Here is a 24804-nt window from a genome sequence, read left to right as displayed (position 1 = left end):
GGGTCGGTGCCTGCCGCCGTGCGCAGCGGCCGGAGCGGTGCCCCATGTGGCAACTGCTGAACTCGCTGCGCGCGCGGCTGAGTCTGCTGCTGGTCGCCGCCGGCGTGGTCGGCGCACTGATCCTCGTCGGCGTCACCCGCTGGCCACTGCCGCAACTGCTCGCGTGGTTGCATGGCGGCGCGGCCGGCGCCGGCGAGGCTGCATCGGCCGCGGTCACCGCGACGCCGCCGCCGCAGGATGTCTACATCGCACTGGCCGTGGGGCTGGTGTTGCTGATGCTGGCCGCGATCTGGCTGGCCGGGCGCGCGCTGGACCCGGTGAGCCGTCTGCTGCGGGCGCTGGAAGGCGCGGTGGCCAGTTATCGCGACGGTGATTTCAGCTTCTCCATCGCAGCCAACCGCCGCGACGAACTGGGCAAGCTGATCCGCATGCACAACGAGCTGGGCCACACCTTGCGCGAGCAGCGCCAGCACCTGGCGCAACGCGAGCTGCTGCTGGACACGGTGGTGCAGAACACGCCGGTGGCGCTGGTGCTCACCGATGCCGCGGGCCGCGTGGCCTACGCCAACATCGCCTCAAGGCACCTGTTCAATGAGGGGCGCAGCCTGGCCGGGCTGGATTTCGCCGAACTGCTGGCCGAGGCGCCGCAGGTGCTGCGCCAGGCGGTGGAGAGCGGCGAGGATGCGCTGCTCACGGTGGACATGGACGGCAGCGACGAAACCTTCCACCTGTCGCAGCGTGCGTTCCGCCTGCAGGGGCGGCCGCATCGCCTGCATTCGTTCCGGCGCATGACGCGCGAGCTCTCGCGGCAGGAGGTGGCGACCTGGAAGCGGGTGATCCGGGTGATCAGCCACGAGCTCAACAACTCGCTGGCGCCGATCTCCTCGCTGGCGCACTCTGGCGCGGAGCTGGCGCGGCGCGGCGACGTCGATCGCCTGCCCAGCGTGTTCGCCACCATCGGCGAACGTGCCCGCCACCTGCACGGCTTCATCGCCGGCTATGCCAGCTTCGCCAAGCTGCCGACACCGCGACCGGTCGCGGTGGAGTGGGCGGCCTTTCTGGAAGGCCTGTCGCTGCACTGCCGCTATCGTCTGGCCTCGGCCGTTCCGGAGCGGCCGGGCTGGTTCGACGCCGCGCAGGTCGAGCAGGTGTTGATCAACCTCATCAAGAACGCGCACGAAGCCGGCGGCCCGGACGACGAGGTCACGCTGTCGATCCACGATGTCGGCGCCGAGATGCGCGTGGAGGTGGCCGACCGTGGCCCGGGCATGAGCGAAACGGTGCTGGCGCAGGCGCTGCTGCCGTTCTATTCGACCAAGCGCTCCGGCACCGGCCTGGGCCTGGCGCTGGCGCGCGAGATCGCCGAGGCGCACGGCGGGCGCGTGTTGCTGGCCAACCGCGAGGGCGGTGGCCTGCGCGTGACCTTGCTGTTGCCGACCGCCAAGGCGCCGCCGCGCGGCTGATCAAGGGCGCGCGGGCTTGTCCCCCGATCCGGCCAGGCCGGAGAAGTCCGCGCTGGAGGTCTGGTCGAGTTTCCTGCGCTGCGATTGCAGCGGTTCGCCGGTGACCTGGAACCACACGTTCTCGGCGATGTTGGTGGCATGGTCGCCGATGCGCTCGATGTTCTTGGCCATGAACAGCAGGTGCGTGCATGGGGTGATGTTGCGCGGGTCTTCCATCATGTAGGTCAGCAGCTGGCGGAAGTAGCCGGTATAGGCCTCGTCCAGCACGGTGTCGTTCTTCCACACCGCGTGCGCGCGCTCGGCATCGCGCTCCTGGTAGGCCGCGAGCACCTCGCGCACGCCGGTGGCCGCCAGCCGCGCCAGGTGTTCCAGGCCCCTGGCCGGCTGCACCGGGGCCACCATCGACAGGGGGATCGAGCGTTTGGCCACGTTGGCGGCGTAATCGCCGATGCGCTCGATGTCGGCCGCCGTGCGCAGCGCCGCGAACACGTTGCGCAGGTCGCCGGCCATCGGCGCGCGCAAGGCCAGCAGACGCACCACGTCGTGGCTGATGTCGTGCTCCATCTGGTCGATCGTGTCGTCGTTGTCGACCACGCGCTGGGCGGCGCGCTCGTCGCGCCGCTCGACCACGTCGATCGCCGCCTCCAGCTGTTTCACCGACAACTCGCCCATGCGCACGATCTCGGCGGTGAGCCGGCTCAGTTCGGTGTCGTAGCTCTTGATGATGTGGTCTGTGCCAGTGCTCATGATGCGCCTCTGCTTGTTCCTTCTGCCTTTGGGAGAAGGTGCCCCGAAGGGGCGGATGAGGGTTCGGGCGGAGCGGGGCGCCGAGGCCCCGCCCGTACCCTCACCCCACCCCCTCTCCCGAAGGGAGAGGGGCTTTCAATCGTCTAGCCGAATCGCCCGGTGATGTAATCCTCGGTCTGCTTCTTGTCCGGCTTGGTGAAGATTTTCTCGGTCTTGTCGAACTCGATCAGCTCGCCCAGGTACATGAAGGCGGTGAGGTCGGAGACGCGGGCGGCCTGCTGCATGTTGTGGGTGACGATGACGATGGTGAACTGGCTTTTCAGTTCCTCCACCAATTGCTCGATGCGGCCGGTGGCGATCGGGTCGAGCGCCGAGGTGGGTTCGTCCAGCAACAGCACTTCGGGTTTCAGCGCGATCGCGCGGGCGATGCACAGGCGCTGCTGCTGGCCGCCGGAGAGGCCGAGCGCGTTGTGCTTGAGCTTGTCCTTCACCTCGTCCCACAGCGCCGAACTGCGCAGTGCCTGCTCGACGCGGCCTTCCATGTCGGACCTGGACAGCTTCTCATGGTGGCGGATGCCGTAGGCGACGTTCTCGAAGATCGTCATCGGGAACGGCACCGGCTTCTGGAACACCATGCCGATCTTGCTGCGCAGGCGGTTCATCGAATAGCGCGGGTCGAGGATGTTCTCGCCGTCGAGCAGGATCGAGCCGGTGGCCCGCAGCTTGGGGTAGATGGCGTAGATGCGGTTGAAGATGCGCAGCAAGGTGGACTTGCCGCAACCGGATGGCCCGATGATCGCAGTGACCTGCTTCTCGGGGATATCCATGTCGATGCCTTTCAGCGCATGGAAATCGCCGTAGTGGAAGTGCAGGTCGCGCACGGTGAACTTGGGCGACGCCACCGGCAACGGCCGGGCGGCGAGGGCGGGATCAGTCATGGGACACCTTGGTGCGGGAAAGGATCAGGCGCGAGGCCAGGCTCAGCAGCAGCACGAACATGGTGATCACGAACGCGCCGGCCCACGCCAGCGCGTGCATCGATTCGCCCGGGTCGTTGGCGTACTGGTAGATGATCTGCGGCAGGCTGGACATCTTCTCCATTGGGTTGATGGCCATGTAGTTGTTGCCGAACGCGGTGAACAGCAGCGGCGCGGTCTCGCCGCTGATCCGCGCCAGCGCCAGCAGCACGCCGGTGATGATGCCCGAGCGCGCCGCGCGGATCAGGATCTGCACGGTCAGCTTCCACTGCGGCACGCCCAGCGACAGCGCGGCTTCGCGCAAGGTGGAGGGCACCAGCCGCAACATCTCGTCGGTGGTGCGCACGATCACCGGCAACGCGATCAGCGCCAGCGCCACGCCGCCGGCGAAGCCGGAGAAGGTGGTGTTGCCGTGGGTCAGCGCCGTGCTGGGCAGCACGATGATGGTGTAGACGAACAGGCCCATCACGATCGACGGCGCCGACAGCAGGATGTCGTTGAGGAAGCGGATCGACTCCCCCAGCTTCGTGCGGTTGGCGTACTCGGCCAGCCAGGTGCCGGCCAGCACGCCGATCGGCGTGGCGATGCCGATGCCGATGAAGTTGATCACCAGGCTGCCGACCATCGAGTTCAGCAGGCCGCCGTCCTCGCCGTAGGCGGTGATTTTCGTGAACAGCTTCAGGTCCAGCGCGCTGATGCCCTGGCGCAGCGTTTCCCAGAGAATCCAGGCGAGGAAGGCCAGCCCCACCAGCGTGGCCAGCATGCTCATGGTCATGGCCAGCGCATTGGTGATCCGCCGGCGCAGGTAGAGCGCGTTCATCAACGACCCTCCTTGCTCGCCAGGCGGCGCAGCATCAGGCGGGCGATCAGCAGCACGATGAAGGTGACCACGAACAACAGGAAGGCCAGCGCCATCAGTGCGGACTTCTGCAGGCCGGCGGCTTCGCTGAACTGGTTGGCGATGGTCGAGGCAATCGAGGTGCCAGGGTCGAGCAGCGAGGCCGACAGCTGCATCGCGTTGCCCAGCACGAAGGTCACCGCCATCGTCTCGCCCAGCGCGCGGCCGAGGCCGAGGAAGATGCCGCCGATCACCGCCGAGCGGGTGTACGGCAGCACGATGTCCCACGACACCTCCCAGGTGCTGGAACCCAGCGCATAGGCCGATTCCTTCAGCCGCGTCGGCACGGTCTGGAACACCTCGCGCATCACCGAGGAGATGAACGGGATGATCATGATCGCCAGCACGATGCCGGCGACCAGGATGCTGGCGCCGAACGGATAGCTGCTGCCGAACAGCTTGCCCACGAAGGGCACGTGCTCGGCCACCCACGACAGCTGGCCGTCGTCGGGCTGGTTGCCGAGGTTGTTGGTCAGCCACGGCTTGACGTGTTCGGCGAAGAACGGGGCGAAGATGAAAAGCCCCCACATGCCGTAGATGATCGAGGGGATGCCGGCCAGCAGTTCGATGGCCGAGGCCACCGGCGTGCGCAGCCAGGCCGGCGCCACTTCGGAGAGATAGACCGCGATGCCGAAACTCACCGGCACGGCGATCAGCAAGGCGATGAAGGAGGTGGCCAGGGTGCCGTACACCGGCACCAGGGCACCGTAGACCTCGTTGCCCGGGTCCCATTCGGAGCTGACCAGGAAGTGCCAGCCGAACGTGGCGAACGCGTCGCGCCCGCCCCACAGGGTGGCCGCGGCGGCGCCGAGCAGGGATGCCAGCACCAGCAGCGCGCAGGCCTTCAACAGCCAGCGGAACAGCCGCTCGTGACGGGCGTCACGGCGGCTGCGCTGTTCCAGGATGTCGGTGGTGATGGCTGTCGTCATGCGGGACTCGGTGACCGGCTTGTGATTGAACAAACCCCGTTCGCCCCGAGCGTAGCGCAGCGGAGCCGAAGGGCAGTCTCCTTCGGCTCCGACCCTGCGCCACGCGCTCGGGGCGAACGGGGCGGGCGGCGGCTTCGATCAAGCCATCAATGCTTGAACTCGGACGTCCAGTACGCCTCGATCTGGCTGACCAGCGACGCCGGCAGCGGCACGTAGTCGAGTTCGCTGGCGGCTTGCTGGCCATGCTCCAGCGCGTACTTGAAGAAGTCGAAGGCGACCTTGCTGTTGCCCGCGTTCTTCGGCGACTTGTACATGATGATCCAGGTGGTGGCGGTGATCGGCCACGCCTTGGCGCCCGGCGCGTTGGTCATGATCAGGTTGAAGTCCTTGGCGCTGGCCCAGTCGGCGGTAGCTGCGGCGGCCGCGAAGCTCTCCGCTTCCGGCGCAATCACGTTGCCGGCGGCGTTCTTCATGTTCACCCAGCTGATCTTGTTCTTCACCGCGTAGGCGTATTCGACGTAGCCGATCGAGCCCTTGATCTGGCGCACGTACTGCGACACGCCCTCGTTGCCCTTGCCGCCCACGCCGGTCGGCCATTCCACGGCGGTGCCGAACTTGACCTTGCCGGCCCACTCCGGGCTGACCTTGGACAGGTAGTTGGTGAAGTTGAACGAGGTGCCCGAACCGTCCGAGCGATGCACCACGGTGATCTTGCCGGCCGGCAGGGCCAGGCCTGCGTTCAGCGCGGCGATCTTCGGATCGTTCCAGTTCCTGATCTTGCCCAGGAAGATGTCGGCCAGGGTAGCGCCGTCCAGCTTGATCTGGCCGGCCTGCACGCCGGCGATGTTGACCACCGGCACGATGCCGCCGACCACGATCGGGAACTGGCCCAGGCCGTACTTCTTCAGGTCCTCGGCCTTCATCGGCGCGTCGGAGGCGCCGAAGTCGATGGTGCCTTCCTTGATCTGCGCGATGCCGGCGCCGGAACCGATCGACTGGTAGTTGAGGCGGTTGCCGGTCTTCTCGGCATACGCGGCCGACCACTTGGACATGACCGGGTAGACGAAGCTGGAACCGGCGCCGGTGATGTCGGTGGCGTGGGCGGCCACGCCGAAGGTCGAGGCCACGGCGAACGTGGCGACGGCGGCGAGCCGGACTGGCAGTTTGCGGAGGGTCAACATGGAAGCTCCTTTCGAGTGGGGTCGGATGCGACCCCGCCATTTCAGGCTTTTCGTGTTGCCATTGAATGAAATGAATGTTGCAGCAAGATGACAGCCCCTGCGACAGTGCCGGCGGGCCGCGCGCGGGAGTGTCTCGAATCTGTCATGTCAGTGGCATCCAGCCGTAAAAGTCCGTCTGCAAACTTTTGACCAATCGCCGGCCAGGCCCCTCCGGTTCGGGCGGCGACCCAGCGATTTCCCACCCACTTGCGGAGAAAGACATGCGTTCCAAACTGATTGCGGTGGCGATTGCCGCCGGCCTCGGGGTTGCCAGCTTCACGGCCGCGGCCGCGCCGCAGAACCGGACGTCGGCGACCACCAGCGCCGAGGTCGAGTCGCTGAAGGCCCAGCTCGCCGCACTGCAGGCCAAGGTGAACGAACTGGAACAGCGCACCGATGCGCAGTCCGACATCAACGTCAGCACCGGCCAGGCGGTGGAGAAGGCGACGGCGGTGACCACCGCCAGCGACAAGAAACTCGAGTCGCTGGAGAAGCTGGTCAACAACACCAAGTTGTCCGGCCGCATGTACTTCGACTTCACCAACATCGACCAGAAGGACAGCGACAGCGGCAAGACCGACAAGTCCGGCATCGGCATGGACGTCAAGCGCTTCTACCTCGGCGTCGACCACAAGTTCAACGACATCTGGTCGATGAACCTGACCACCGATTTCAACTATTCCAGCAGCGACGGCCAGACCAGCCTGTTCGTCAAGAAGGCCTACGTGCAGGGCAAGTTCGACGACGCGGCGGTGCTGCGCATCGGTTCGACCGACATGCCGTGGATTCCGTTCGCCGAGCAGTACTACGGTTTCCGCTACGTCGAGAACACCATCACCGACCGCCTGAAGTACGGCAACTCGGCGGACTGGGGCCTGCACCTGGGTGGCGAGCTGGGCGCCGGCAAGTCGTTCAACTACGCGGTGTCGGTGGTCAACGGCAACGGCTACAAGAATCCGGGCCGCAGCAAGGGCGTGGATGTCGAGGGCCGCCTCGGCTTCGTGCCGCTCGAGAACATGGTGGTGGCGATCGGCGGCTACCGCGGCCATCGCGGCCAGGAGACCGAGAACGTCAACGCCGTGAACACGGCCGAGCGCGGCGACATCATGGTCGCCTATGCCAGCGACGCGTTCCGTCTCGGCGCCGAGTACTTCACGGCGAAGAACTGGAACAACGTGCTCACCACGGCCACCGACAAGGCCGACGGTTACTCGCTGTGGGGCAGCGTGGCGGTGGCCGACGACGTGAGCCTGTTCGCCCGCTACGACAACGCCAAGCTCAGCAAGACGCTGGATGGCGCCAACAAGAACGTCTACTACAACGCCGGCGTCGAGTACCAGGTGACCAAGGGCTTCAAGCTGGCCGGCGTGTGGAAGCACGAGAAGGCCGACAAGTCCGTCAGCACGCCGGTACCGCCGCACGTGCGCAACGTGAAGACCAACGAGATCGGCGTGTTCGGCGAAGTGCGCTTCTGAACCCCGTGCCGCCGCGGCAGTCCGCGGCGGCGCGGCGGGGCAAACGGTTATCGTGAGGGAGTTCCACCCAGGGATGGAGAGCGGCGGGCCAGGATGCCCGCCGTTTCTTTTTTTGCGCGGATGATGGCGATGACGCTGCGCGCGCGTCCGCCGAGGCGTCAGGTCTTGTACCGGTCCAGCAGCCAGCCCTGCGCCGCATGCGCCGGTGCGTCGCCCGGCGTGGCGCGGCGATAGTGCCCATCGGCGTCCAGCAGCCAGGCCTGCACGTTGTCGTCCAGGTAGTTCTGCAGCGTCTCGCGGAAGACACGCGCCGCGATGCGCGGGTCGCGTATCGGGAAGCATGCCTCGACCCGGCGCAGCAGATTGCGCTCCATCCAGTCGGCCGAGGAGCCGTAGATCTCGGCGCGGCCGTCGTTGGCGAACCAGTACACGCGGCTGTGCTCGAGAAAGCGGCCCAGCACCGACCGCACGCGGATGCGCTCGGAGACCCCGGGCAGGCCTGGGCGCAGGATGCATGCGCCGCGCACGATCAAGTCGATCTCGACGCCGGCGCAGGAGGCGCGGTAGAGCGCGGCGACCATGGAGGGTTCGTTCAGCGCGTTCATGCGCGCGATGATCCGCGCCGGCTTGCCGGCGCATGCGTGCGTGATCTCGCGCTCGACCAGGGCGAGCAGGCCGCGATGCAGGCTGAAGGGCGACTGCAGCACGTGCTCCAGCTCCACCGCCGGTCCGAGGCTGCACAGCTGCTGGAAGATCCGGCCCACGTCGGCGCAGATGCCCGGGTCGCGGGTCATCAGGCCGATGTCGGTGTAGAGCCGGCTGGTGGCCAGGTGGTAGTTGCCGGTGGACAGGTGCGCGTAGCGGCACAGCACGCCCCGTTCGCGGCGCACGATCAGCAGCATCTTGGCGTGGGTCTTGTAGCCGACGACGCCGTACACGACCTGCACGCCGGCCTCCTGCAGACGGTCGGCCAGGCGGATGTTCGCCTCCTCGTCGAAGCGGGCGCGCAACTCGATGACCGCCGTCACCTCCTTGCCGGAGCGGGCCGCATCGGCAAGGTAGCCGACCAGCGGCGAGTCCTCGCCGACCCGGTACAGCGTCTGCCGGATCGCCAGTACGTCGGCGTCCGTGCTGGCCTGGCGCAGCAGTTCGAGCACGGGCGTGAACGAATCGAACGGGTGATGCAGCAGCAGGTCGCCCTGGCTGATGGTATCGAACATGCCGGCGTCCGCCGTGAAGGCGCGAGGCACGGCCGGCACGAACGGCGGATATTTCAGATCCGGGCGATCGACCATGTCATAGACCGCCGACGCGCGATGCAGGTTGACCGGGCCGCTGCACAGGTACACGTCGGCATCGGTCAGGCCGAAGTTCACCAGCAGCATCTGCCGCACCTCGGGCGTGCAGCCCTCGCCGAGTTCCAGCCGCACCGCGTCGGCGTAAGCCCGCTCGCGCAGTTCCATGCTCAGCACGCGCGCCAGGTTCTCGGTGTCGCCTTCTTCCAGCTCCAGTTCGGAATCGCGCGTCACGCGGAACTGGCAGGCGCCGCGGATCGTCATGCCGGGGAACATCGCGTCGGCGAAGCGCTCCAGCAGCGTGGAGAGGAACACGAACTGGTGTGGCGCGCCGGCGACCTCCGGCGGCAGGCGGATCACGCGCGGCAGCGAGCGCGGCGCGCGCACGACCGCGACATGGCCCTCGCGACCGAAGGCGTCCTCGCCGTCCAGCACCACCGCGACATTGAGGCTCTTGTTGAGTATCCGCGGGAACGGGTGGGCCGAGTTCAAGCCCAGCGGCGAGAGCACCGGCAGGATCTCGCGCTCGAAGTGCGTGCGCGCCCAGCGCGTCTGTGCGGGCGACCAGGGCGCGCCGTCGATGAACACGATGCCCTCGCGCGCCAGCGCCGGGCGCAGCTCGTCGTGCCACGTTTCGTACTGGGTGTGCATCAGCCGGGTGGCGTTGTCGCGCACCTGCGCGAGCACCTCGGCCAGGGGCATGCCGTCCGGGCCCGGGCGCGCGTCGCCGTAGGCGATCCAGTGCCTGAGGCTGGCCACGCGCACCTCGAAAAACTCGTCGAGGTTGCGCACCGAGATGCACAGGAAGTGCAGCCGTTCCAGCAGCGGTACCGTGGCGTCGCGCGCCTGGGCCAGCACGCGGGCATTGAATTGGAGCGCCGAAAGTTCGTGGTTGAGGCAGAGGTTCGCCGCGCGGAAACCGACGCTGGCCGGCTCCGGCTCGACGTGCTGCGGCGCGCTTGCGATGGTCATGGGCGGAGGGTCGGCGGGTGAGGGCGGTTCAACCCGCCAGGGTGCCGACGAGTGCGGCGTCGAGCCCGCGCGAGGCGAGGCCGAGCGCCGCGCCGAGTGCGGCACCGGCGAGCACGTCGCTGGGGTAGTGCAGGCCCAGCACCACGCGCGACATCGCCACCAGCACGGCGAACAGCGCCAGCGGAAGGGCCAGCACGGGAAACCAGCCGGCGGCGACGATGCCGAAGCTCACCGCGTGCAGCGTATGCCCCGACGGGAAGCTGAACTCGTCCAGCGGCGGTGCGCGCGCGATCACTTCGCGGTGCACGCGGAACGGCCGCGGGCGACGCGTGCGGCGCTTCAGCGTGCGGTAGAGCAACCACGCCACGATGCCGGTGCCGGCCATCTGCAGTGCGGCGTGCCGACCGCAGTCACCGCCGCCGATGGCCAACGCGGCGATCAGGCCGTACCAGAGCCAGCCATCGCCGAGGCGGCTGGCCGCGCCGAAGATCCGTTGCACCGCGCGACGCGCGCCCCAGCGGCTGGCCGCGCGACACAGCAGCGCGTCCAGCGACAGAGTTGCCGGTTCAGGCGACGGCGCGGAGACGGTCATCGGGATGGCCATGCAGCAGCGAGACCAGCAAAGTCTCGAATTCCGCGATCACCATGTCCGGCGGGCACCGCAGCGCGGCGCGCCGCGCATGGGCGCCGAGCCTGCGGCGGGTCGTCGGGTCGACGCCGAGCTGATAGGCCGAGGTGATGAAACTGCGCGCGTCCGAGGGCGGCACAATGCGCCCGGAGATGCCGTCGACGACGTGCTCCTGCGCCGCGGCATGGTCGAACGCGACCAGCGCCAGCCCCGAGGCCATCGCTTCCAGTACCACGTTGCCGAAGGTTTCCGACAGGCTCGGGAACAGGAACACGTCCGCGCTGGCGTAGTGCGCGGCCAGATCCGCGCCGTGCCTGGTGCCGACGAACAAGGCCTCGGGGCAGGCGCTGGCGAGCGCCGCGCGTTGCGGACCGTCGCCGACCATCACCAGGCGCGCGGCGGGCGTGCGTGCCTGCAACGCGCGGAAAGCCTGCACGGCGAGGCCCAGGTTTTTCTCCGCAGCGATCCGTCCGACGCACAGCAGCACGGGCGTCTCGTCATCCACGCCCCAGCTGCGGCGCAGCGCCGGATCGCGCCGCTCCGGCGAGAACAGCCGGACATCGACGCCGCGGCGCAGCTTGCGCACGTGGTCGACACCGGCATCCGTCAGTTCGGCGTGCAGCGCGTTGGTCGGCACCAGGGTCATCTGCGCGCGACGGTGGAAGCCGAGCAGGTGGTTGCGTACCAGCGGCGCCAGCAGGCCGACGCCATAGTGGGCGGCGTAGTCGTGGAAGCGCGTGTGGAACCCGCTCACCACCGGGACCTGCAGCGCGTTGGCCACGCGCAGCGCCGACGCGCCCAGCGGACCTTCCGTGGCGATGTACACCGCATCGGGCCGCTTCGCATGCCAGCGCCGGCGCAGCGCACTGCCGGCGGGCAGGCCGAACTGCATGCCCGGGTAGCGCGGCAGCGCCACGCCGCGTGCGCGAACCAGTTCGACCTCGCCGTCGCGGCCGTCGCCGCCGGGGCGGACCACGTCGACGCCCAGCCCCCGTGCGGCCAGCCCGGCGGCAAGCGTGCGCACGGTGAGGGCGACACCGTTCACCTGGGGCGGCCAGGTTTCCGTGACGAAGCTGACGCGCATCGCTGTTCTCCGATCGGAACTGGCACCGATCGTGGCGCCGCCCTGTTGCACGCGAACGACGGCTGCATGACGCTTGTGTGCTTGCCGACTTGCGCGCGCCGCGGGAGGGCGTCGCGCCCAGCCGTCGTGACAAAAAGGCGAGCCCCGCATGTCATCGGCTTGTCACGCGGCGTTGCGACAATGCCTGCGCCTGCCAGGCACTCCCCTCCATGGCAGGCATCTTCGAGATGCCGCTCCCCCTCCTGAATCGGCTCCCGGCGTGGATTTTCTCCACGCCGTTTTTTTTGCGACAAGGGGGTTGCGCGCAGGCGGTTCAGTTGGCCGGGGTCTCGGCGCGGAAGATGCCGCCGCGATCCGGCGGCAGCACGCGCGAGGCTTCCATCACGCAGGAGAAGGTCGAGCCGCGGCCGGGCTCGCTCTCGATCACCAGGCGCCCCTGGTGCAGGTTCAGCACGTGCTTGACGATGGACAGGCCCAGGCCGGTGCCGCCGGACTCGCGCGAGCGGCTGGACGACACGCGGTAGAAGCGCTCGGTGAGTCGCACCAGGTGTTCGGCGGAGATGCCCAGCCCGCTGTCGCGCACGGAGAAGATCGCGCCGCCATCGGCGGTCTGCCGCCAGCCGATCACGATCTCGCCGCCGCTGGGCGTATAGCGCACGGCGTTGCTGGTCAGGTTGGAGAACGCGCTGTGCAGGTGATGGATCGAGCCGCGCAGGCGCACCGCAGTGGTCGCCTCCACGCTGATGCGGTGCCGGCCCTGGCTGAGCGCCACCGCCTCGCGCCGCAGCGTCTCCAGCAGCGGAATCATGGCCACTTCCTCGTCCGGCAGGGCCTCGCGCGTTTCCAGCCGCGACAGGGTCAGCAGATCCTCGACGATCTGCTGCATCCGCTGCGACTGCATGCGCATCTCGCCGAGCACCGGCGCCAGCTCGGGCACGTCCACGGGGTCCAGCAGTTCCAGATAGCCGTGGATCACTGTCAGCGGCGTGCGCAGCTCATGCGAGACGTTGGCCACGAAATCGCGGCGCACCTGCTCCAGCCGGATCAGCGTGCTGATGTCACGCGCCAGCAGCACCTTCAGCTGCTGGCCGAAGGGGATGATCGTCGCGGCCAGGCGCAGCGACGCATCCGCCGGCGCCGGCAGGTCGGCGGCCGGCTGCGTGGCATTCGTGCGCAGCCACGTGCCCAGCTCGCTGCCGTCGAGCCATTGCGCGAGCGGCTGCCCGACGTGTTCGCGCCGCACGCCGAGCAGACGGGTAGCGGCCGCGTTGAACCAGCGCACGCGCCCCTGATCGTCGAACAGCACCACGGCATCGGCCAGTGCGCCCACCGCGTCGCGCACGTCGTGCAACTGCGCGCGCAGGCGCGACTGGCGCAAGGCGCGTGCGGCGCGGAGTTGGCCAGGTGTATCGGGTCGCGTCCGGCGTGCACGGCGTGCGCGCAGCCACCACCCCAGCGCGACGGCTTCACCGCCCAGGGCGACGCCGAGCGCCCACCATGGCGACGCCCACAGCGCGGCGACGATCGCGCCGGTCATCGAGCCGATCACGATGACGAGGAAGCCGGTGTCGAAGGAGGTGCGGATGCTGCGCATGCGCCGGCCGGAGCTGCTCAGGGCCGCACGGGTGCGGGCTGGGCGGAGAAGCGGTAACCGGTGCCGCGCACTGTCTGGATCAGGGCATCCAGGCCCCATGCCTCCAGGGTCTTGCGCAGGCGCCGGATGTGCACGTCGACGGTGCGCTCCTCCACGTAGACGCTGCCGCCCCAGACATGATCGAGCAGTTGCGCGCGGGAATACACGCGCTCGCTGTGGCTCATGAAGAAGTGCAACAGGCGGTATTCGGTGGGGCCCAGGTGCACCGGCTCGTCGCCGGCGAACACCCGGTGCGCCTGGCCGTCCAGACGCAGCCCGCCCAGCTCGATCATGCCGGCGCCGTCCTCGCCCTGGCTGCGGCGCAGCACCGCCTTGATCCGCGCCACCAGCTCGCGGGTGGAAAACGGCTTGACCACGTAGTCGTCCACGCCGGCATCCAGGCCGGCCACGCGGTCGGTCTCCTCGCCGCGGGCGGTCAGCATGATGATCGGCAGGTCGCGGGTCAGCTCCTCGCGGCGCAGTCGCCGGGCCAGGTCCATGCCGCTGATGCCCGGCAGCATCCAGTCGAGCAGGATCAGGTCGGGCACCGCCTCGGCGATGGCCAGCTGCGCTTCACCGGCATCGGCGGCGCAGACCGGCAGCATCTCTGCGCGGCGCAGCGCGAACGCCACCATGTCGCGGATCGGCGCCTCGTCTTCGATGATCAGGATGCGTTTTTGCATGCATATGCCCAGTGGCAGCCGGCGCCATGGAATCACGGCCATGTTACGCGACGATGACAGCGCCGGGCTGCCCGGCCGCGGTCGTGATGATCGTTCCATGACGCCATGGTCCGGCCCGCTCGACGGCGCTGCGCTCGCCTATACTGACATCTTCACGGAAAGGGGAGAGCTTCATGGGTATCGCACAACTGCTGGCGCTGGTCATCCTGGTCGTGGTCGTCATCGGCATCGTCAAGCTGGTGCGCATCGTGCCGCAGGGTTACGAATGGACGGTGGAGACGTTCGGCAAGTACACCGGCACGTTGAGCCCGGGGCTGCATTTCCTGATCCCGATCTACCAGGCGATCGGGCACAAGATGAACATGATGGAGCAGGTGCTGGACGTGCCCTCGCAGGACGTCATCACCAAGGACAACGCGGTGGTGCGTGTCGACGGCGTGGTGTTCTACCAGGTGCTGGATGCGGCCAAGGCGGCCTATGAAGTGGCCAATCTGGAGCAGGCCTCGCTGGCGCTGGTGATGACCAACATCCGCACCGTGCTCGGCTCGATGGATCTGGACGAAAGCCTGAGCAAGCGCGACGAGATCAACGCCCGCCTGTTGCGCGTGGTGGACGAGGCGACCCACCCGTGGGGCGTCAAGGTCAACCGCATCGAGATCAAGGACATCTCGCCGCCGCGCGACCTGATCGACGCGATGGCACGGCAGATGAAGGCCGAGCGCGAGAAGCGCGCCAACATCCTCGACGCCGAGGGCTTCCGCCAGGCGGCGATTCTCAAGGCCGAGGGCGAGAAGCAGTCGGCGATCCTCTCTGCCGAGGGTGAGAAGGAGGCCGCGTTCCGCGCCGCCGAGGCGCGTGAGCGCACCGCCGAGGCCGAGGCCAAGGCCACCACGATGGTCTCCGACGCGATCGCCGGCGGCAACATCAATGCGCTGAACTATTTCGTCGCCAACAACTACATCGGCGCGCTGAAGGAAATGGCCAATTCGCCCAACCAGAAGATGCTGCTGCTGCCGATCGAGGCCACCGGCGTGATCGGCGCGATGGCCGGCATCGCCGAACTGGCCAAGGAATCCCTCACCCAGCAGCAGCGCCCGGCGGCCGCGCCGGTGCCGCCGCTGCGCTGAGTGGAGTCCTCGACCATGTGGCAACTTGCCGTGCATTACCTGTGGTGGATCCTGGCGCTGCTGCTGATTGCCGGCGAGCTGCTGCTGCCGGGCTATTTCCTGCTGTGGATCGGCCTGGCCGCGGCGGCGATGGGCGTGCTGCTGTGGGCCGTGCCGACGCTGGGCCTGCTGGCGCAGGCGATCGTGTTCGGCCTGCTCGCATTCGCCTTCTGCGTGGCCTACGCGCGCTGGCTGCGGCCGAAGCTGGAGCGTCGCGTGCCGGGCAGCGAACGCCTCAACCGTCGCGCCGAGCAGATGATCGGCCAGCGTTATGAGCTGATCGAGGCGATCGTCAATGGTCGCGGCAAGGCCCGCGTGGGCGACGGCCAGTGGCTGGTCAACGGACCGGACCTGCCGCTGGGCGCCATCGTGGAAGTGGTTGCCGTCGATGGTTCCACCCTGCAGGTGCGCGCGGTGGCATGAGCGGCACCATCAGCCAGCAGCAATTCGCCACCACCGCGCTGAACACGCGCATGGCGTTCGTGCTGGAGCTGGCGCGGCGCCTGCACCAGTACGGCACCACCGCGCCGCGACTGGAGATGGCCGTGGCCGGCGTGGCGCAGCGGCTGGGCTTGTCCGCCGACGTGTGGTCCAGCCCTACCGCGGTCATCATTTCCTTCGCCGACCTCGCCCAGGGCGAGGAGCGCGTGGCGACGACCACCCAGGTGGTGCGGCTGCCGCCGGGCGAGGTGAACCTGGAACGGCTGTGCCAGGCCGACGACATCGCCGACCGCGCGATCGCCGGCGAGCTGGGCCTGCGCGAAGGCTTTCGCCTGCTGCGCGAGCTGGGTCGGCCGGACAGCCGACGCGAGAAAATCGGCCTGATCGCCAGCTACGGCTTGTCCGCTGCTTCGATTGCGGCGCTGTTCCTGCACAGCTCGTGGGTGGACCTGGTGGTCGCGGCGGTGATCGGCACGATCATCGGCTGCATCACCCTGGCGGCTGCCGTGCGGCCGCAGCTGGCGGCGGCCAGCGATGCAATCAGTGCGCTGGTGGCGACCATGGTGGCGATCCTGGTCAGCGCCTTCATCGTGCCGCTGGCGATCAAGTCGGTGGTGCTGGCCAGCCTGATCATCCTGATCCCCGGCATGTCGCTGACCACCGCCGTGCGCGAGATCTCCAGCCAGCACCTGGTTTCCGGCATGGCGCGCATGGGCGGCGCGATGGCGACCCTGCTCAAGCTCACTTTCGGGGTCATCGCCGCGACCGAGTTGTGCAGCGCACTCGGCATCACTGCGCGCGATTTCGCCTTGCCGCCGCTGCCGTCATGGACCGATTACCCGGTGCTGCTGGTCGCCGCGATCGCCTTCGCGATCCTGTTCCGCGCCGCCCGACGCGACTGGCCTGCAGTGATCGCGGCGGTGGTGGTGGGTTATCTGGCCACGCGCTGGGGTGGCGAGATCTCCACCTCGTTGCCGGGCGCGCCGGTAGGCGTGTTCCTGGGCGGCTTGTTGCTGGGCGCGCTGGCCAACGTCTACGCGCGCTATGCGCATCGGCCCGGCGCGGTAATCCGCGAACCGGGCATCCTGTTGCTGGTGCCGGGCAGCGTGGGCTTCCGCAGCATGTCGTTCCTGCTCGAACGCGACACCTCGCTCGGCCTGGACGCCGGCTTGCTGCTGGTCACCCTGCTGGTGTCGCTGGTGGCGGGGCTGATGTTCGGCGACTTGCTGATTTCGCCGCGGCGCTCTCTGTAAAACAAAAGCGACCGGGCTAGCCGGACTTCACGCCACCCGGTTCATCACGGGAGACGAACCCGCGCGGCACCTTCGCCTCCTCCCCTTTGAAGCAGGGGAGGATTGAGGAAGGTGCTCCTGGCCCCGGCAAGATCAAGAGCCGCGCCTTCCTGACCTCCCTTTGCGTTGCGTCCGCATGAGCCTTGCGCGGCGAATGGACGTCGCATGGTTCAAGCCAAAAAAAAGCGCCGGCGCGAGGCCGGCGCTGTTTCCATGGCGTGGGGACGGCGATCAGATCGTCAGGTCCTTTTCCTTCTTGCCCGCCTTCAGCGCGTCGTTGAACCAGTGCGGACGCTTGCCGCGGCCGGACCAGGTCTGCGCCGGGTTGGCCGGGTTGCGATACTTCGGGGCAACCTTGGCGCCGGCGCGCTTGCTCTTGCGGGCACCGCCGAAAATGTCCTCGAACGAATAACCCTCGGCCTTGATCAGCGCGTGGACCTTCTCGCGCAGCTTGACGACCTTCTCCTTGCGCAATTCGTCCTGACGGATTTGTGCCTTGCTGATGAGATCGTTGAGCTGATTGTGGTTGAGATTCTTGATATCGACGGCCATGGACGGACTCCGGTGAGGGTGACGAATCATGCCCCATTATCGAGGCAATGCGGGCATTGGTGAATGCCGGCCAGTGGGGATTCTCCATGATCGGACAAACATTTGTAAAGCGCCAAACTCCCCGATGCGCGTCACAGTTCATATTCGAAACGATTATGAAACAGGGTTGCACGGGCAAATGTGCCGATATTCGAAACCCGCCGGTTTCATTAATCAGGCCAGCAGTGCGAACAACTCATCCTGGCTCAACGTGCGGCTCTCGCTGTCCTCGCGGCCGCGATATTCCAGCGTGCCGGCGGCCAGCCCGCGTTCGCTCACCACCACGCGATGGGGGATGCCGATCAACTCCATGTCGGCGAACATGTTGCCGGGACGCAGGCCGCGATCGTCCAGCACGGTTTCGATGCCGCGCTGGACGAGTGCCTGGTACAGCGTCTCGGCGGCCTCGTTGACCGCGGCGGAGGCGTTCTTCGGGTTGATCACGCACACCGCCACCCGCCACGGCGCCATCGCCTCGGGCCAGATGATGCCCGCGTCGTCATGGCGCTGCTCGATGGCGGCGGCGACGATGCGGCTGATCCCGATGCCGTAGCAACCCATGGCCATCACCTGGGCCTTGCCGCCTTCGTCGATCACGGTGGCGCGCAGGGCGTCGGCATATTTCGTCCCCAGCTGGAACACGTGGCCCACTTCGATGCCGCGGGCCAGGTGCAGTTCGCCGTGGCCGTCGGGCGAGGCATCGCCCTCGACCACGTTGCGCAGGTCGGCGATGCGGCTGATGCGCGCGTCGCGCTCCCAGTTGGCGCCGGTGCAGTGCACGCCGTCGGCATTGCCGCCGCAGACGAAACCGGCCAGTACGGCAGCGTCGCGATCGACGATCACCGGGATGGAATCGGGCAGGCCGACCGGGCCGATGAACCCCGGGCGCGTGCCGCAGGCGGCGCGGATTTCCTCTTCGCCGGCCAGCACCATCTCGCCCGGCAGCTCGGCCAGCTTGCCGGCCTTGACCTCGTTGAGTTCGTGGTCGCCGCGCAGGCACAGCGCGACCAGCCCTTCGACGCCGCGCACCAGCAGGGTCTTCACGCATTGCCGCGGTTCCACTTTCAGGAAGGCGGCGACGTCGGCGATGGTTTTCTGGGTCGGCGTGTCCGCGCGCTGCAGGCCGGCGGCGGGCGCAGGGCGTTCGACGGACGGGGGCAGCGCTTCGGCTTTCTCGAGGTTGGCGGCATAGTCGGAGCCGTCGGAAAAAGCGATCGCGTCCTCGCCCGAATCGGCCAGCACCTGGAATTCATGGCTGGCATTGCCGCCGATGGCGCCGGTGTCGGCCTGCACCGCGCGGAAGCTCAGGCCGAGGCGGGTGAAAATGCGCACATAGGCCTGGTACATCGCGGCGTAGGTTTCCGCCAGCGACTCCTGCCCGAGATGGAATGAATAGGCATCCTTCATAAGGAATTCGCGCGCGCGCATCACGCCGAAACGCGGGCGGATCTCGTCGCGGAACTTGGTCTGGATCTGGTAGAAATTGACCGGCAGCTGCTTGTAGCTTTTCAGCTCGTTGCGGGCGTAATCGGTAATCACTTCCTCGGCGGTCGGCGCATAGCAGAATTCCTGCTCCTTGCGGTCGCGGATCTTCAGCAGCTGCGGGCCGAATTTCGCCCAGCGACCGGTTTCCTCCCAGAGTTCACGCGGCTGGATGGTCGGCATCAGCAATTCGATCGCGCCGGCGCGATCCATTTCCTCGCGCACGATGCGCTCGACCTTGCGCAACACGCGCAGGCCCAGCGGACTCCAGGTGTACAGGCCGGAGGCCAGCCGGCGGATCATGCCGGCGCGCAGCATCAGGCGATGGCTGGCGATCTCGGCGTCGGCAGGGACTTCCTTGACGGTGGCCAGGTGGAATTGGCTGAGGCGCATGCGGGCGATTCCGGCGTGTAAAGCGCCCATTGTAGCGGCGCCACCGCCGCCGGAGTGCGGCCCGGGGGCTTACTTGCCCTGGCAGTACTGGTCGTACTGGGCCTGGGCGGTGGCGATCTGTTGCTGGCGTTGCGAGGCGTCCAGTGCGTTGGGCTTGCCATCCTTCTCCATCACCACTGGACCGCTGCCCTGCAGGGTCGCCAGGTTGGACTGCAGCGAGGCGCACAGCGATTTGCGGTTCTCCGGGGTGTCGGCCATGGTCTTCGGCGCGACGGCGGGCTCGTTGCTGCCGCCCGCGACGTCCTCCGGATTGCTTCGTTCGGCCGGCTTGACCAGCGGCTCCACCGTGCCGGTCGTGGTGACCTTGCTGTACTTGACCCCCTGCGTCGGCGGCGCCTCGGAGTAGTGCACGGTGCCGCTGGCGTCGGTCCACTTGTAGACCTGCGCGGCACACAACGGGGCAAACAGCAGCAGTGCCACGACAATCAGCGAACGGCGCATGGGGGTCTCCGGACAGGGGAAAATCAGTCGTTCCTTGTTATCACTCCGGCGCCCCGGACTCAAGCAGGCAATGGTTTACACTGCGCCTACTCCGTCACGATCCTGCTTCATGAGTCCACCCATGCCCGTTCAACCGCCCCGGCACCGCGGCATTTACCTGTTGCCGAACCTGTTCACCACGGCGGCGATGTTCGCCGGGTTCTACGCGATCATTTCCAGCATCGGCGGCCATTACGTCGAGGCGGCCATCGCGGTGTTCCTGGCGGCGGTGCTCGACGGCATGGATGGGCGCGTGGCGCGCATGACCGGCACGCAGACCGAGTTCGGCGTGCAATACGACTCCTTGTCGGACCTGGTCAGCTTCGGCCTCGCGCCGGCGCTGGTGATGTACACGTGGTCGCTGTCGGCGCTGCGCGACGTGGGGCCGCTGTGGGGCAAGCTGGGCTGGGCGTGCGCGTTCATCTATGCCGCCTGCGCCGCGCTGCGGCTGGCGCGCTTCAATACCCAGGCAGGGGTGGCCGACAAGCGCTATTTCCAGGGCCTAGCCAGTCCGGCCGCGGCGGCGGTGAACATGTCGTTCGTGTGGACCATGGAGAAGGCCGGCTGGAGCGGCGCCGAGCTGGCCTTCGCCAGCGCGGCGATCGTGGTGGTCACCGGCCTGCTGATGGTCAGCCGCTTCCGCTATTTCAGTTTCAAGTCGCTGCCGATGGGCGAGCGCGGCAACGTGCCGTTCGCCTGGATGGTGGTGGCGGTGCTGCTGCTTGCCTTGCTGTATCTGGCGCCGGCGCGGGTGCTGCTGGCGGGTTTCACTGTGTACCTGTTGTCCGGGCCGGTGTGGACCATCGCGGCGCGGATCACCCACCGGCGCCGTGCGCGGCGGGCCGCGAGATGAATGCGGCCGCGCAAGCCGCCCATCGCGCCCGCGTCCTGCACGCGCTGGGGCTGACGCCCTGGGTCCGTCGTACCGCGACGGGCATCGAGCAGACACCGGCCGCGGCGGAACCGGTGGCGGACGGCGTGGCGTGTGTGGTGGTGCTGCCGGCGTCCTGCAATGCACGCGAACTCGACCTGCTGGGCCGCGCGCTGCACGCCGGCGGTGCCGTGCTGGCGCGCGCCGCGCGGCTCACCGTGCATGGCGGCCAGCTGACGGCGGTGCCGGCGGCACGCGCCTACCTGGTGTTCGGCGATGCCCAGGCCCATGCGCTCGGCCGGGCCTTGCCGGCGGCGGTGATGAGCCAGGCGCAGATCGTGTTGGCTGACGAGCCGGGCCAGGTACTGGCCGACGCGGCGGCCAAGCGCCGGCTGTGGAACGCGCTGCGCAGCGTGCGTCGCGCCCTGGTCGGCGCGGGGGGCTGAGCGATGGTCGCCGTACCGAGGGCATCGATCCAGGTGCGCGGCATGTACCTGGACGATCTGCCGGCGGTCAGCGCGCTGGAGAACGCCTCGTACGAATTCCCGTGGTCGCCCGGCATCTTCGGCGACTGCGTGCGGGCAGGGCACTCATGCTGGGTGCTGTGCGTGGATGGCACCGTGGCCGGCTACGGCATTCTTTCGACCGGCGCCGACGAGGCGCACCTGCTGAACCTGTGCATCGGCCCGGACCATCGCGGCTGCGGACTCGGCCGGCATCTGCTGATGCGGCTGCTCGACGTGGCGCGTTGGAACCGGGCTGAGCGGGTGTTCCTCGAAGTGCGCCCGTCCAATCCGGGGGCGAAGGCGCTGTACGAATCGGTCGGCTTTCGCGAGATCGGCAGGCGGCCGCGTTATTACCCGGCCCGCGACGGGCGCGAGGATGCGATCGTGATGGCGCTCGATATGGCCGCAGGCCATATCGAGAAATAAGCAAAAGCCCGCTCGCCAGGAAGCCCGAAGTGGCGCAGGGCGGGCAACGCCAGCCGGTTTTCGATACGCCACGGCGGCCAGGCCCGCCAGAAAGGTCGGCGGGCCGTGCCCGCGCTACAGCTTGCCGGCCTGCTCGCGCAGTGCGGCCAGCGTGGTGTTCCAGTCCACGATGCGCTGGCGCTCCTGCGCCACCACTTCGGCCGGCGCGTTGGCGACGAAGTTCGCGTTGCCGAGCTTGCCTTCGCACTTCCTGATCTCGACCTCGATGCGCGCGATCTCCTTGGCGAGGCGGGCCTTCTCCGCGTCCAGGTCGATCAGCCCGGCCAGCGGAATCATCACCCGCAGCGAGCCGACCACGGCCGCGGCCGCTGCCGGTTCATCGGCGCCGGCCTCGATCCACTGCGGCGCTTCGGTGCGGGCCAGGAAGCTGATCTGCGCGGCGAACTTGGCCACCCGCGCGCGATCGCCCGCATCGCCATCGGCGAACAGCAGCGGGATCGTCTTGCCCGGCGAGATATTCATTTCCGAACGGATCCGGCGGATGCCGGACAGCACGCTCTTGAACCACTCGATCTCCGCCGTCGCCTCGTCGTCCGCTTCGTAATCGCTCGCGCGTGGATAAGCGCATTCGAGGATGATTTGCTCCTTTGAAGAGTCCGGCATGGATGCCGGTTTGTTCTTTGCGGTCAGGGAGGAGCGCACAGGCAACTCCCCCCGGATCTCCTCGGTGATGAACGGGATCACCGGATGCAGCGCGCGCAGCACCGATTCCAGCACCACCAGCAAGGTGTGGCGGGTCGATGCCGCGGCGGCCGCGTCGTCGCCGCTCAACGCCGGCTTGGACAGTTCCAGGAACCAGTCGCAGTACTCGTTCCACACGAACTCGTACAAGGCCTGCGCCAGATGGTCGAAACGGTAGCTGGCGAAGTGCTGCTCGACCTCGGCCAGCGTCTGCTTCAGGCGCGTCAGGATCCACCGCTCCGCCTCGGTCACCGGCTTTTCCGAATCCCGAATCCCGAATCCCGAATCCCCGACGTTCATCAACACGAACCGCGCGGCATTCCACAACTTGTTGCAGAACGCCTTGTAGCCCTCGGCGCGCTTGATGTCGAAATTGATGGTGCGGCTGTAGCTGGCCAGCGCGGCGAAAGTGAAGCGCAGCGCATCGGTGCCGATCGCGGGGATGCCGGCGGGGTAATCCTTGCGGATGCGCTTCTCGACCTTGGCGCGTACCTGCGGGATCAGCAGCGACCTGGTGGATTTCTCCACCAGCGGCTCCAGCGCGATGCCGTCGATCAGGTCCAGCGGGTCCAGCGTGTTGCCCTTGGACTTGGACATCTTCTGGCCTTCCGCATCGCGCACGATGGCGTTGATGTAGACCTCGCGGAACGGGATCTGGCCGGTGAAGTATTTGGTCGCCATCACCATGCGCGCGACCCAGAAGAAAATGATGTCGAAGCCGGTGACCAGCACGGCGCTGGGCAGGAAGACCTTGTCCTGCGCCCAGTTGGCGACCACCTCGCCACGCTCGTTCTTCACCGGGCCGTCGGCCGGCCAGCCGAGCGTGGAGAACGGCCACAGCGCGGAGGAGAACCAGGTGTCCAGCACGTCGTCGTCCTGGCGCAGCGCGCCCACCGGCGCGGTGGTGGCGCTGGCGCGCGCGTCGGCCTCGTCCTCGCCGACGAAGATGTTGCCGGCCTCGTCGTACCACGCCGGAATGCGATGACCCCACCACAGCTGGCGGCTGATGCACCAGTCCTGGATGTTGTCCAGCCACTGCGTGTACGTGTTGGCCCAGTTCTCCGGCACGAACCTGATCTGGCCCGAGCGCACGGCATCGAGCGCCGGTTCGGTGATGGCCTTGCGGCCGCCCGGGCGGCCATCGGCCAAGGTCTCCGAGGTGAGATCGACGAACCACTGGTCGGTCAGCATCGGCTCGATCACCGCGTCCGAACGCTGGCTCACCGGCACCTGCAGCTTGTGCGCCCTGGTTTCGACCAGCAGGCCGGAGGCTTCGAGGTCGCCCAGCACGGCCTTGCGCGCGTCGTAGCGATCCAGCCCGCGATACTTCTCCGGCGCGTTGTCGTTGACCTTGGCGTCCAGCGTGAAGATGGTGATCGGCGCCAGCTTGTGGCGCTGGCCGATTGCGTAGTCGTTGAAGTCGTGCGCGGGGGTGATCTTCACGCAGCCGGTGCCGAACTCGCGGTCGACGTAGTCGTCGGCGATCACCGGAATCTGCCGCCCGGTCAACGGCAGGTGCAGCATCTGGCCGATCAGGTGCGCGTAGCGCTCGTCCTCGGGATGCACTGCCACGGCGACGTCGCCGAGCATGGTTTCAGGCCGGGTGGTGGCGACCACCAGCGACGCGGCGCCGTCGACGGTCATGTAGCGGATCGACCACATGTGGCCATCGCGCTCGACGTTGTTCACTTCGAGGTCGGAAACGGCCGTGCCCAGCACCGGATCCCAGTTCACCAGGCGGTTGCCCCGATAGATCAGCCCGGCGCGATACCAGTCGATGAACACCTTGCGCACGGCGGCGGAGAGGCCTTCGTCCATGGTGAAGCGCTCGCGCGACCAGTCGGTGGCGGCGCCGAGGCGGCGCATCTGGCGGGTGATGGTGGAGCCGGATTCCTCCTTCCACTTCCACACCCGCTCGACGAAGGCGTCGCGGCCCAGGTCGTGGCGGGTCTTGTCCTCGGTGGCGAGCTGGTTCTCCACGATCTTCTGCGTGGCGATGCCGGCGTGGTCGGTACCGACCTGCCACAGCGTGTTCATCCCGCGCATGCGCTGGTGGCGCACCAGCATGTCCATCACCGTCTGCTGGAACGCGTGGCCCATGTGCAGCGTGCCGGTGACGTTCGGCGGCGGCAGCAGGATGCAGTACGGCTCGCCCTGGCCGCTCGGCTTGAACGCGCCGCGGGCTTCCCAGCGCGCATACCACGTCGACTCGATCTGGGCGGGTTCGAAGCTCTTTTCCATCGGCATTGCGCTCGGTCACGCGCGCAGGGTGCGCGCTTCGTCATGGGTGAACCGGTGATTGTACGGGGCGGGGGCTGGGCTGCCAAAACGCCATGCGGCGCGCTTCCGCC

Annotated in this window: 22 protein-coding genes; 8 read left to right on the top strand and 14 right to left on the bottom strand. The window is 67.9% G+C overall.

Annotated elements, in window-relative coordinates; translation table 11 throughout:
* The first annotated feature begins 44 nt into the window (after positions 1 to 44).
* Positions 45 to 1463, top strand: a complete 1419-nt coding sequence (locus ACVCL3_RS06710; protein ID WP_447100777.1) for a sensor histidine kinase — start codon at positions 45 to 47, stop codon at positions 1461 to 1463.
* Here the strand turns inward: ACVCL3_RS06710 and phoU are convergent, their stop codons facing one another.
* From phoU to pstS, 5 genes are all read right to left on the bottom strand, one after another.
* Positions 1464 to 2210, bottom strand: a complete 747-nt coding sequence (gene phoU / locus ACVCL3_RS06705; protein WP_395116953.1) for a phosphate signaling complex protein PhoU — start codon at positions 2208 to 2210, stop codon at positions 1464 to 1466.
* Between the two features lie 143 nt (positions 2211 to 2353).
* Positions 2354 to 3148 (bottom strand): phosphate ABC transporter ATP-binding protein PstB, encoded by a 795-nt coding sequence (gene pstB, locus ACVCL3_RS06700; RefSeq protein ID WP_395116955.1) that lies wholly within the window; start codon positions 3146 to 3148, stop codon positions 2354 to 2356.
* Positions 3141 to 4007 carry a phosphate ABC transporter permease PstA gene (pstA, locus tag ACVCL3_RS06695; protein ID WP_136256896.1) on the bottom strand — a complete coding sequence of 289 codons (867 nt, stop codon included), beginning with the start codon at positions 4005 to 4007 and terminating at the stop codon, positions 3141 to 3143. The genes pstB and pstA overlap by 8 nt, the downstream gene beginning before the upstream one ends.
* The gene (gene pstC / locus ACVCL3_RS06690; RefSeq protein ID WP_395116957.1) at positions 4007 to 5014 is read right to left on the bottom strand and encodes a phosphate ABC transporter permease subunit PstC; all 1008 of its coding nucleotides are present in this window, start codon (positions 5012 to 5014) and stop codon (positions 4007 to 4009) included. Before pstC ends, pstA begins: the two co-directional genes overlap by 1 nt.
* Positions 5015 to 5160: 146 nt before the next feature.
* A complete protein-coding gene (pstS, locus tag ACVCL3_RS06685; protein ID WP_395116959.1) occupies positions 5161 to 6195 on the bottom strand; it encodes a phosphate ABC transporter substrate-binding protein PstS in 1035 nt (344 codons plus the stop codon).
* A gap of 260 nt (positions 6196 to 6455) precedes the next feature.
* On the opposite strand from pstS, the gene ACVCL3_RS06680 reads away from it, so the two are divergent.
* The gene (locus tag ACVCL3_RS06680) at positions 6456 to 7709 is read left to right on the top strand and encodes a porin (protein ID WP_447100776.1); all 1254 of its coding nucleotides are present in this window, start codon (positions 6456 to 6458) and stop codon (positions 7707 to 7709) included.
* Between the two features lie 158 nt (positions 7710 to 7867).
* On the opposite strand, the gene ppk1 is transcribed toward ACVCL3_RS06680, so the two are convergent.
* The 5 genes from ppk1 to phoB all read right to left on the bottom strand — a co-directional run bounded on the left by ppk1 (position 7868) and on the right by phoB (position 14004).
* The gene (ppk1, locus tag ACVCL3_RS06675) at positions 7868 to 9976 is read right to left on the bottom strand and encodes a polyphosphate kinase 1 (protein ID WP_447100775.1); all 2109 of its coding nucleotides are present in this window, start codon (positions 9974 to 9976) and stop codon (positions 7868 to 7870) included.
* 28 nt (positions 9977 to 10004) lie between these two features.
* Positions 10005 to 10568 carry a phosphatase PAP2 family protein gene (locus tag ACVCL3_RS06670; protein WP_447100774.1) on the bottom strand — a complete coding sequence of 188 codons (564 nt, stop codon included), beginning with the start codon at positions 10566 to 10568 and terminating at the stop codon, positions 10005 to 10007.
* Positions 10543 to 11688 carry a glycosyltransferase family 4 protein gene (locus ACVCL3_RS06665; protein WP_447100773.1) on the bottom strand — a complete coding sequence of 382 codons (1146 nt, stop codon included), beginning with the start codon at positions 11686 to 11688 and terminating at the stop codon, positions 10543 to 10545. The genes ACVCL3_RS06670 and ACVCL3_RS06665 overlap by 26 nt, the downstream gene beginning before the upstream one ends.
* A gap of 313 nt (positions 11689 to 12001) precedes the next feature.
* Positions 12002 to 13282, bottom strand: a complete 1281-nt coding sequence (gene phoR, locus ACVCL3_RS06660) for a phosphate regulon sensor histidine kinase PhoR (RefSeq protein ID WP_447100772.1) — start codon at positions 13280 to 13282, stop codon at positions 12002 to 12004.
* A 17-nt stretch (positions 13283 to 13299) separates the two neighbouring features.
* Positions 13300 to 14004 carry a phosphate regulon transcriptional regulator PhoB gene (gene phoB, locus ACVCL3_RS06655; RefSeq protein WP_395116970.1) on the bottom strand — a complete coding sequence of 235 codons (705 nt, stop codon included), beginning with the start codon at positions 14002 to 14004 and terminating at the stop codon, positions 13300 to 13302.
* Between the two features lie 173 nt (positions 14005 to 14177).
* Between phoB and ACVCL3_RS06650 the strand changes: the two genes are divergently transcribed.
* From ACVCL3_RS06650 to ACVCL3_RS06640, 3 genes are read left to right on the top strand one after another with little or no spacing between them, the layout of a single operon-like run.
* On the top strand, positions 14178 to 15131 hold the full coding sequence (locus tag ACVCL3_RS06650) for an SPFH domain-containing protein (protein WP_210772072.1): 954 nt from the start codon (positions 14178 to 14180) through the stop codon (positions 15129 to 15131).
* A gap of 15 nt (positions 15132 to 15146) precedes the next feature.
* Positions 15147 to 15593 carry an NfeD family protein gene (locus ACVCL3_RS06645; RefSeq protein ID WP_447099432.1) on the top strand — a complete coding sequence of 149 codons (447 nt, stop codon included), beginning with the start codon at positions 15147 to 15149 and terminating at the stop codon, positions 15591 to 15593.
* Positions 15590 to 16864 (top strand): threonine/serine exporter family protein, encoded by a 1275-nt coding sequence (locus tag ACVCL3_RS06640; protein ID WP_395116974.1) that lies wholly within the window; start codon positions 15590 to 15592, stop codon positions 16862 to 16864. The genes ACVCL3_RS06645 and ACVCL3_RS06640 overlap by 4 nt, the downstream gene beginning before the upstream one ends.
* Before the next feature lie 270 nt (positions 16865 to 17134).
* Here the strand turns inward: ACVCL3_RS06640 and ACVCL3_RS06635 are convergent, their stop codons facing one another.
* From ACVCL3_RS06635 to ACVCL3_RS06625, 3 genes are all read right to left on the bottom strand, one after another.
* Positions 17135 to 17455, bottom strand: a complete 321-nt coding sequence (locus ACVCL3_RS06635) for an H-NS histone family protein (RefSeq protein ID WP_395116976.1) — start codon at positions 17453 to 17455, stop codon at positions 17135 to 17137.
* A 213-nt stretch (positions 17456 to 17668) separates the two neighbouring features.
* Positions 17669 to 19369, bottom strand: coding sequence for a proline--tRNA ligase (locus ACVCL3_RS06630; RefSeq protein ID WP_447100771.1), 1701 nt, complete (start codon positions 19367 to 19369; stop codon positions 17669 to 17671).
* 69 nt (positions 19370 to 19438) lie between these two features.
* Positions 19439 to 19870: a DUF4124 domain-containing protein gene (locus ACVCL3_RS06625; protein WP_395116980.1), complete on the bottom strand. Its 432-nt coding sequence runs from the start codon at positions 19868 to 19870 to the stop codon at positions 19439 to 19441.
* Positions 19871 to 19979: 109 nt separating this feature from the next.
* Here ACVCL3_RS06625 and ACVCL3_RS06620 point away from each other — a divergent pair, with 109 nt between their 5' ends.
* The 3 genes from ACVCL3_RS06620 to rimI are packed head-to-tail and all read left to right on the top strand — an operon-like array spanning position 19980 to position 21712.
* Positions 19980 to 20762: a CDP-alcohol phosphatidyltransferase family protein gene (locus ACVCL3_RS06620; protein ID WP_447100770.1), complete on the top strand. Its 783-nt coding sequence runs from the start codon at positions 19980 to 19982 to the stop codon at positions 20760 to 20762.
* On the top strand, positions 20759 to 21226 hold the full coding sequence (locus ACVCL3_RS06615) for a hypothetical protein (protein WP_447100769.1): 468 nt from the start codon (positions 20759 to 20761) through the stop codon (positions 21224 to 21226). The genes ACVCL3_RS06620 and ACVCL3_RS06615 overlap by 4 nt, the downstream gene beginning before the upstream one ends.
* Positions 21227 to 21229: 3 nt before the next feature.
* Positions 21230 to 21712: a ribosomal protein S18-alanine N-acetyltransferase gene (rimI, locus tag ACVCL3_RS06610; protein WP_447100768.1), complete on the top strand. Its 483-nt coding sequence runs from the start codon at positions 21230 to 21232 to the stop codon at positions 21710 to 21712.
* Between the two features lie 114 nt (positions 21713 to 21826).
* Here the strand turns inward: rimI and ACVCL3_RS06605 are convergent, their stop codons facing one another.
* On the bottom strand, positions 21827 to 24694 hold the full coding sequence (locus tag ACVCL3_RS06605) for a valine--tRNA ligase (RefSeq protein ID WP_447100767.1): 2868 nt from the start codon (positions 24692 to 24694) through the stop codon (positions 21827 to 21829).
* Positions 24695 to 24804 lie beyond the last annotated feature (110 nt).

The organism is Rhodanobacter sp. UC4437_H4 (assembly GCF_052978425.1).
The sequence above is the reverse complement of the archived record's forward strand: the minus strand, read 5'-3'. Positions and strand labels throughout refer to the sequence as shown.

What these genes read in the sequence shown, in the direction of transcription:
- ACVCL3_RS06710 (WP_447100777.1), top strand. Translation starts at nt 45, where the DNA reads ATGTGGCAACTGCTGAACTCGCTGCGCGCGCGGCTGAGTCTGCTGCTG.
- phoU (WP_395116953.1), bottom strand. Translation starts at nt 2,210, where the DNA reads ATGAGCACTGGCACAGACCACATCATCAAGAGCTACGACACCGAACTG.
- pstB (WP_395116955.1), bottom strand. Translation starts at nt 3,148, where the DNA reads ATGACTGATCCCGCCCTCGCCGCCCGGCCGTTGCCGGTGGCGTCGCCC.
- pstA (WP_136256896.1), bottom strand. Translation starts at nt 4,007, where the DNA reads ATGAACGCGCTCTACCTGCGCCGGCGGATCACCAATGCGCTGGCCATG.
- pstC (WP_395116957.1), bottom strand. Translation starts at nt 5,014, where the DNA reads ATGACGACAGCCATCACCACCGACATCCTGGAACAGCGCAGCCGCCGT.
- pstS (WP_395116959.1), bottom strand. Translation starts at nt 6,195, where the DNA reads ATGTTGACCCTCCGCAAACTGCCAGTCCGGCTCGCCGCCGTCGCCACG.
- ACVCL3_RS06680 (WP_447100776.1), top strand. Translation starts at nt 6,456, where the DNA reads ATGCGTTCCAAACTGATTGCGGTGGCGATTGCCGCCGGCCTCGGGGTT.
- ppk1 (WP_447100775.1), bottom strand. Translation starts at nt 9,976, where the DNA reads ATGACCATCGCAAGCGCGCCGCAGCACGTCGAGCCGGAGCCGGCCAGC.
- ACVCL3_RS06670 (WP_447100774.1), bottom strand. Translation starts at nt 10,568, where the DNA reads ATGACCGTCTCCGCGCCGTCGCCTGAACCGGCAACTCTGTCGCTGGAC.
- ACVCL3_RS06665 (WP_447100773.1), bottom strand. Translation starts at nt 11,688, where the DNA reads ATGCGCGTCAGCTTCGTCACGGAAACCTGGCCGCCCCAGGTGAACGGT.
- phoR (WP_447100772.1), bottom strand. Translation starts at nt 13,282, where the DNA reads ATGCGCAGCATCCGCACCTCCTTCGACACCGGCTTCCTCGTCATCGTG.
- phoB (WP_395116970.1), bottom strand. Translation starts at nt 14,004, where the DNA reads ATGCAAAAACGCATCCTGATCATCGAAGACGAGGCGCCGATCCGCGAC.
- ACVCL3_RS06650 (WP_210772072.1), top strand. Translation starts at nt 14,178, where the DNA reads ATGGGTATCGCACAACTGCTGGCGCTGGTCATCCTGGTCGTGGTCGTC.
- ACVCL3_RS06645 (WP_447099432.1), top strand. Translation starts at nt 15,147, where the DNA reads ATGTGGCAACTTGCCGTGCATTACCTGTGGTGGATCCTGGCGCTGCTG.
- ACVCL3_RS06640 (WP_395116974.1), top strand. Translation starts at nt 15,590, where the DNA reads ATGAGCGGCACCATCAGCCAGCAGCAATTCGCCACCACCGCGCTGAAC.
- ACVCL3_RS06635 (WP_395116976.1), bottom strand. Translation starts at nt 17,455, where the DNA reads ATGGCCGTCGATATCAAGAATCTCAACCACAATCAGCTCAACGATCTC.
- ACVCL3_RS06630 (WP_447100771.1), bottom strand. Translation starts at nt 19,369, where the DNA reads ATGCGCCTCAGCCAATTCCACCTGGCCACCGTCAAGGAAGTCCCTGCC.
- ACVCL3_RS06625 (WP_395116980.1), bottom strand. Translation starts at nt 19,870, where the DNA reads ATGCGCCGTTCGCTGATTGTCGTGGCACTGCTGCTGTTTGCCCCGTTG.
- ACVCL3_RS06620 (WP_447100770.1), top strand. Translation starts at nt 19,980, where the DNA reads ATGAGTCCACCCATGCCCGTTCAACCGCCCCGGCACCGCGGCATTTAC.
- ACVCL3_RS06615 (WP_447100769.1), top strand. Translation starts at nt 20,759, where the DNA reads ATGAATGCGGCCGCGCAAGCCGCCCATCGCGCCCGCGTCCTGCACGCG.
- rimI (WP_447100768.1), top strand. Translation starts at nt 21,230, where the DNA reads ATGGTCGCCGTACCGAGGGCATCGATCCAGGTGCGCGGCATGTACCTG.
- ACVCL3_RS06605 (WP_447100767.1), bottom strand. Translation starts at nt 24,694, where the DNA reads ATGGAAAAGAGCTTCGAACCCGCCCAGATCGAGTCGACGTGGTATGCG.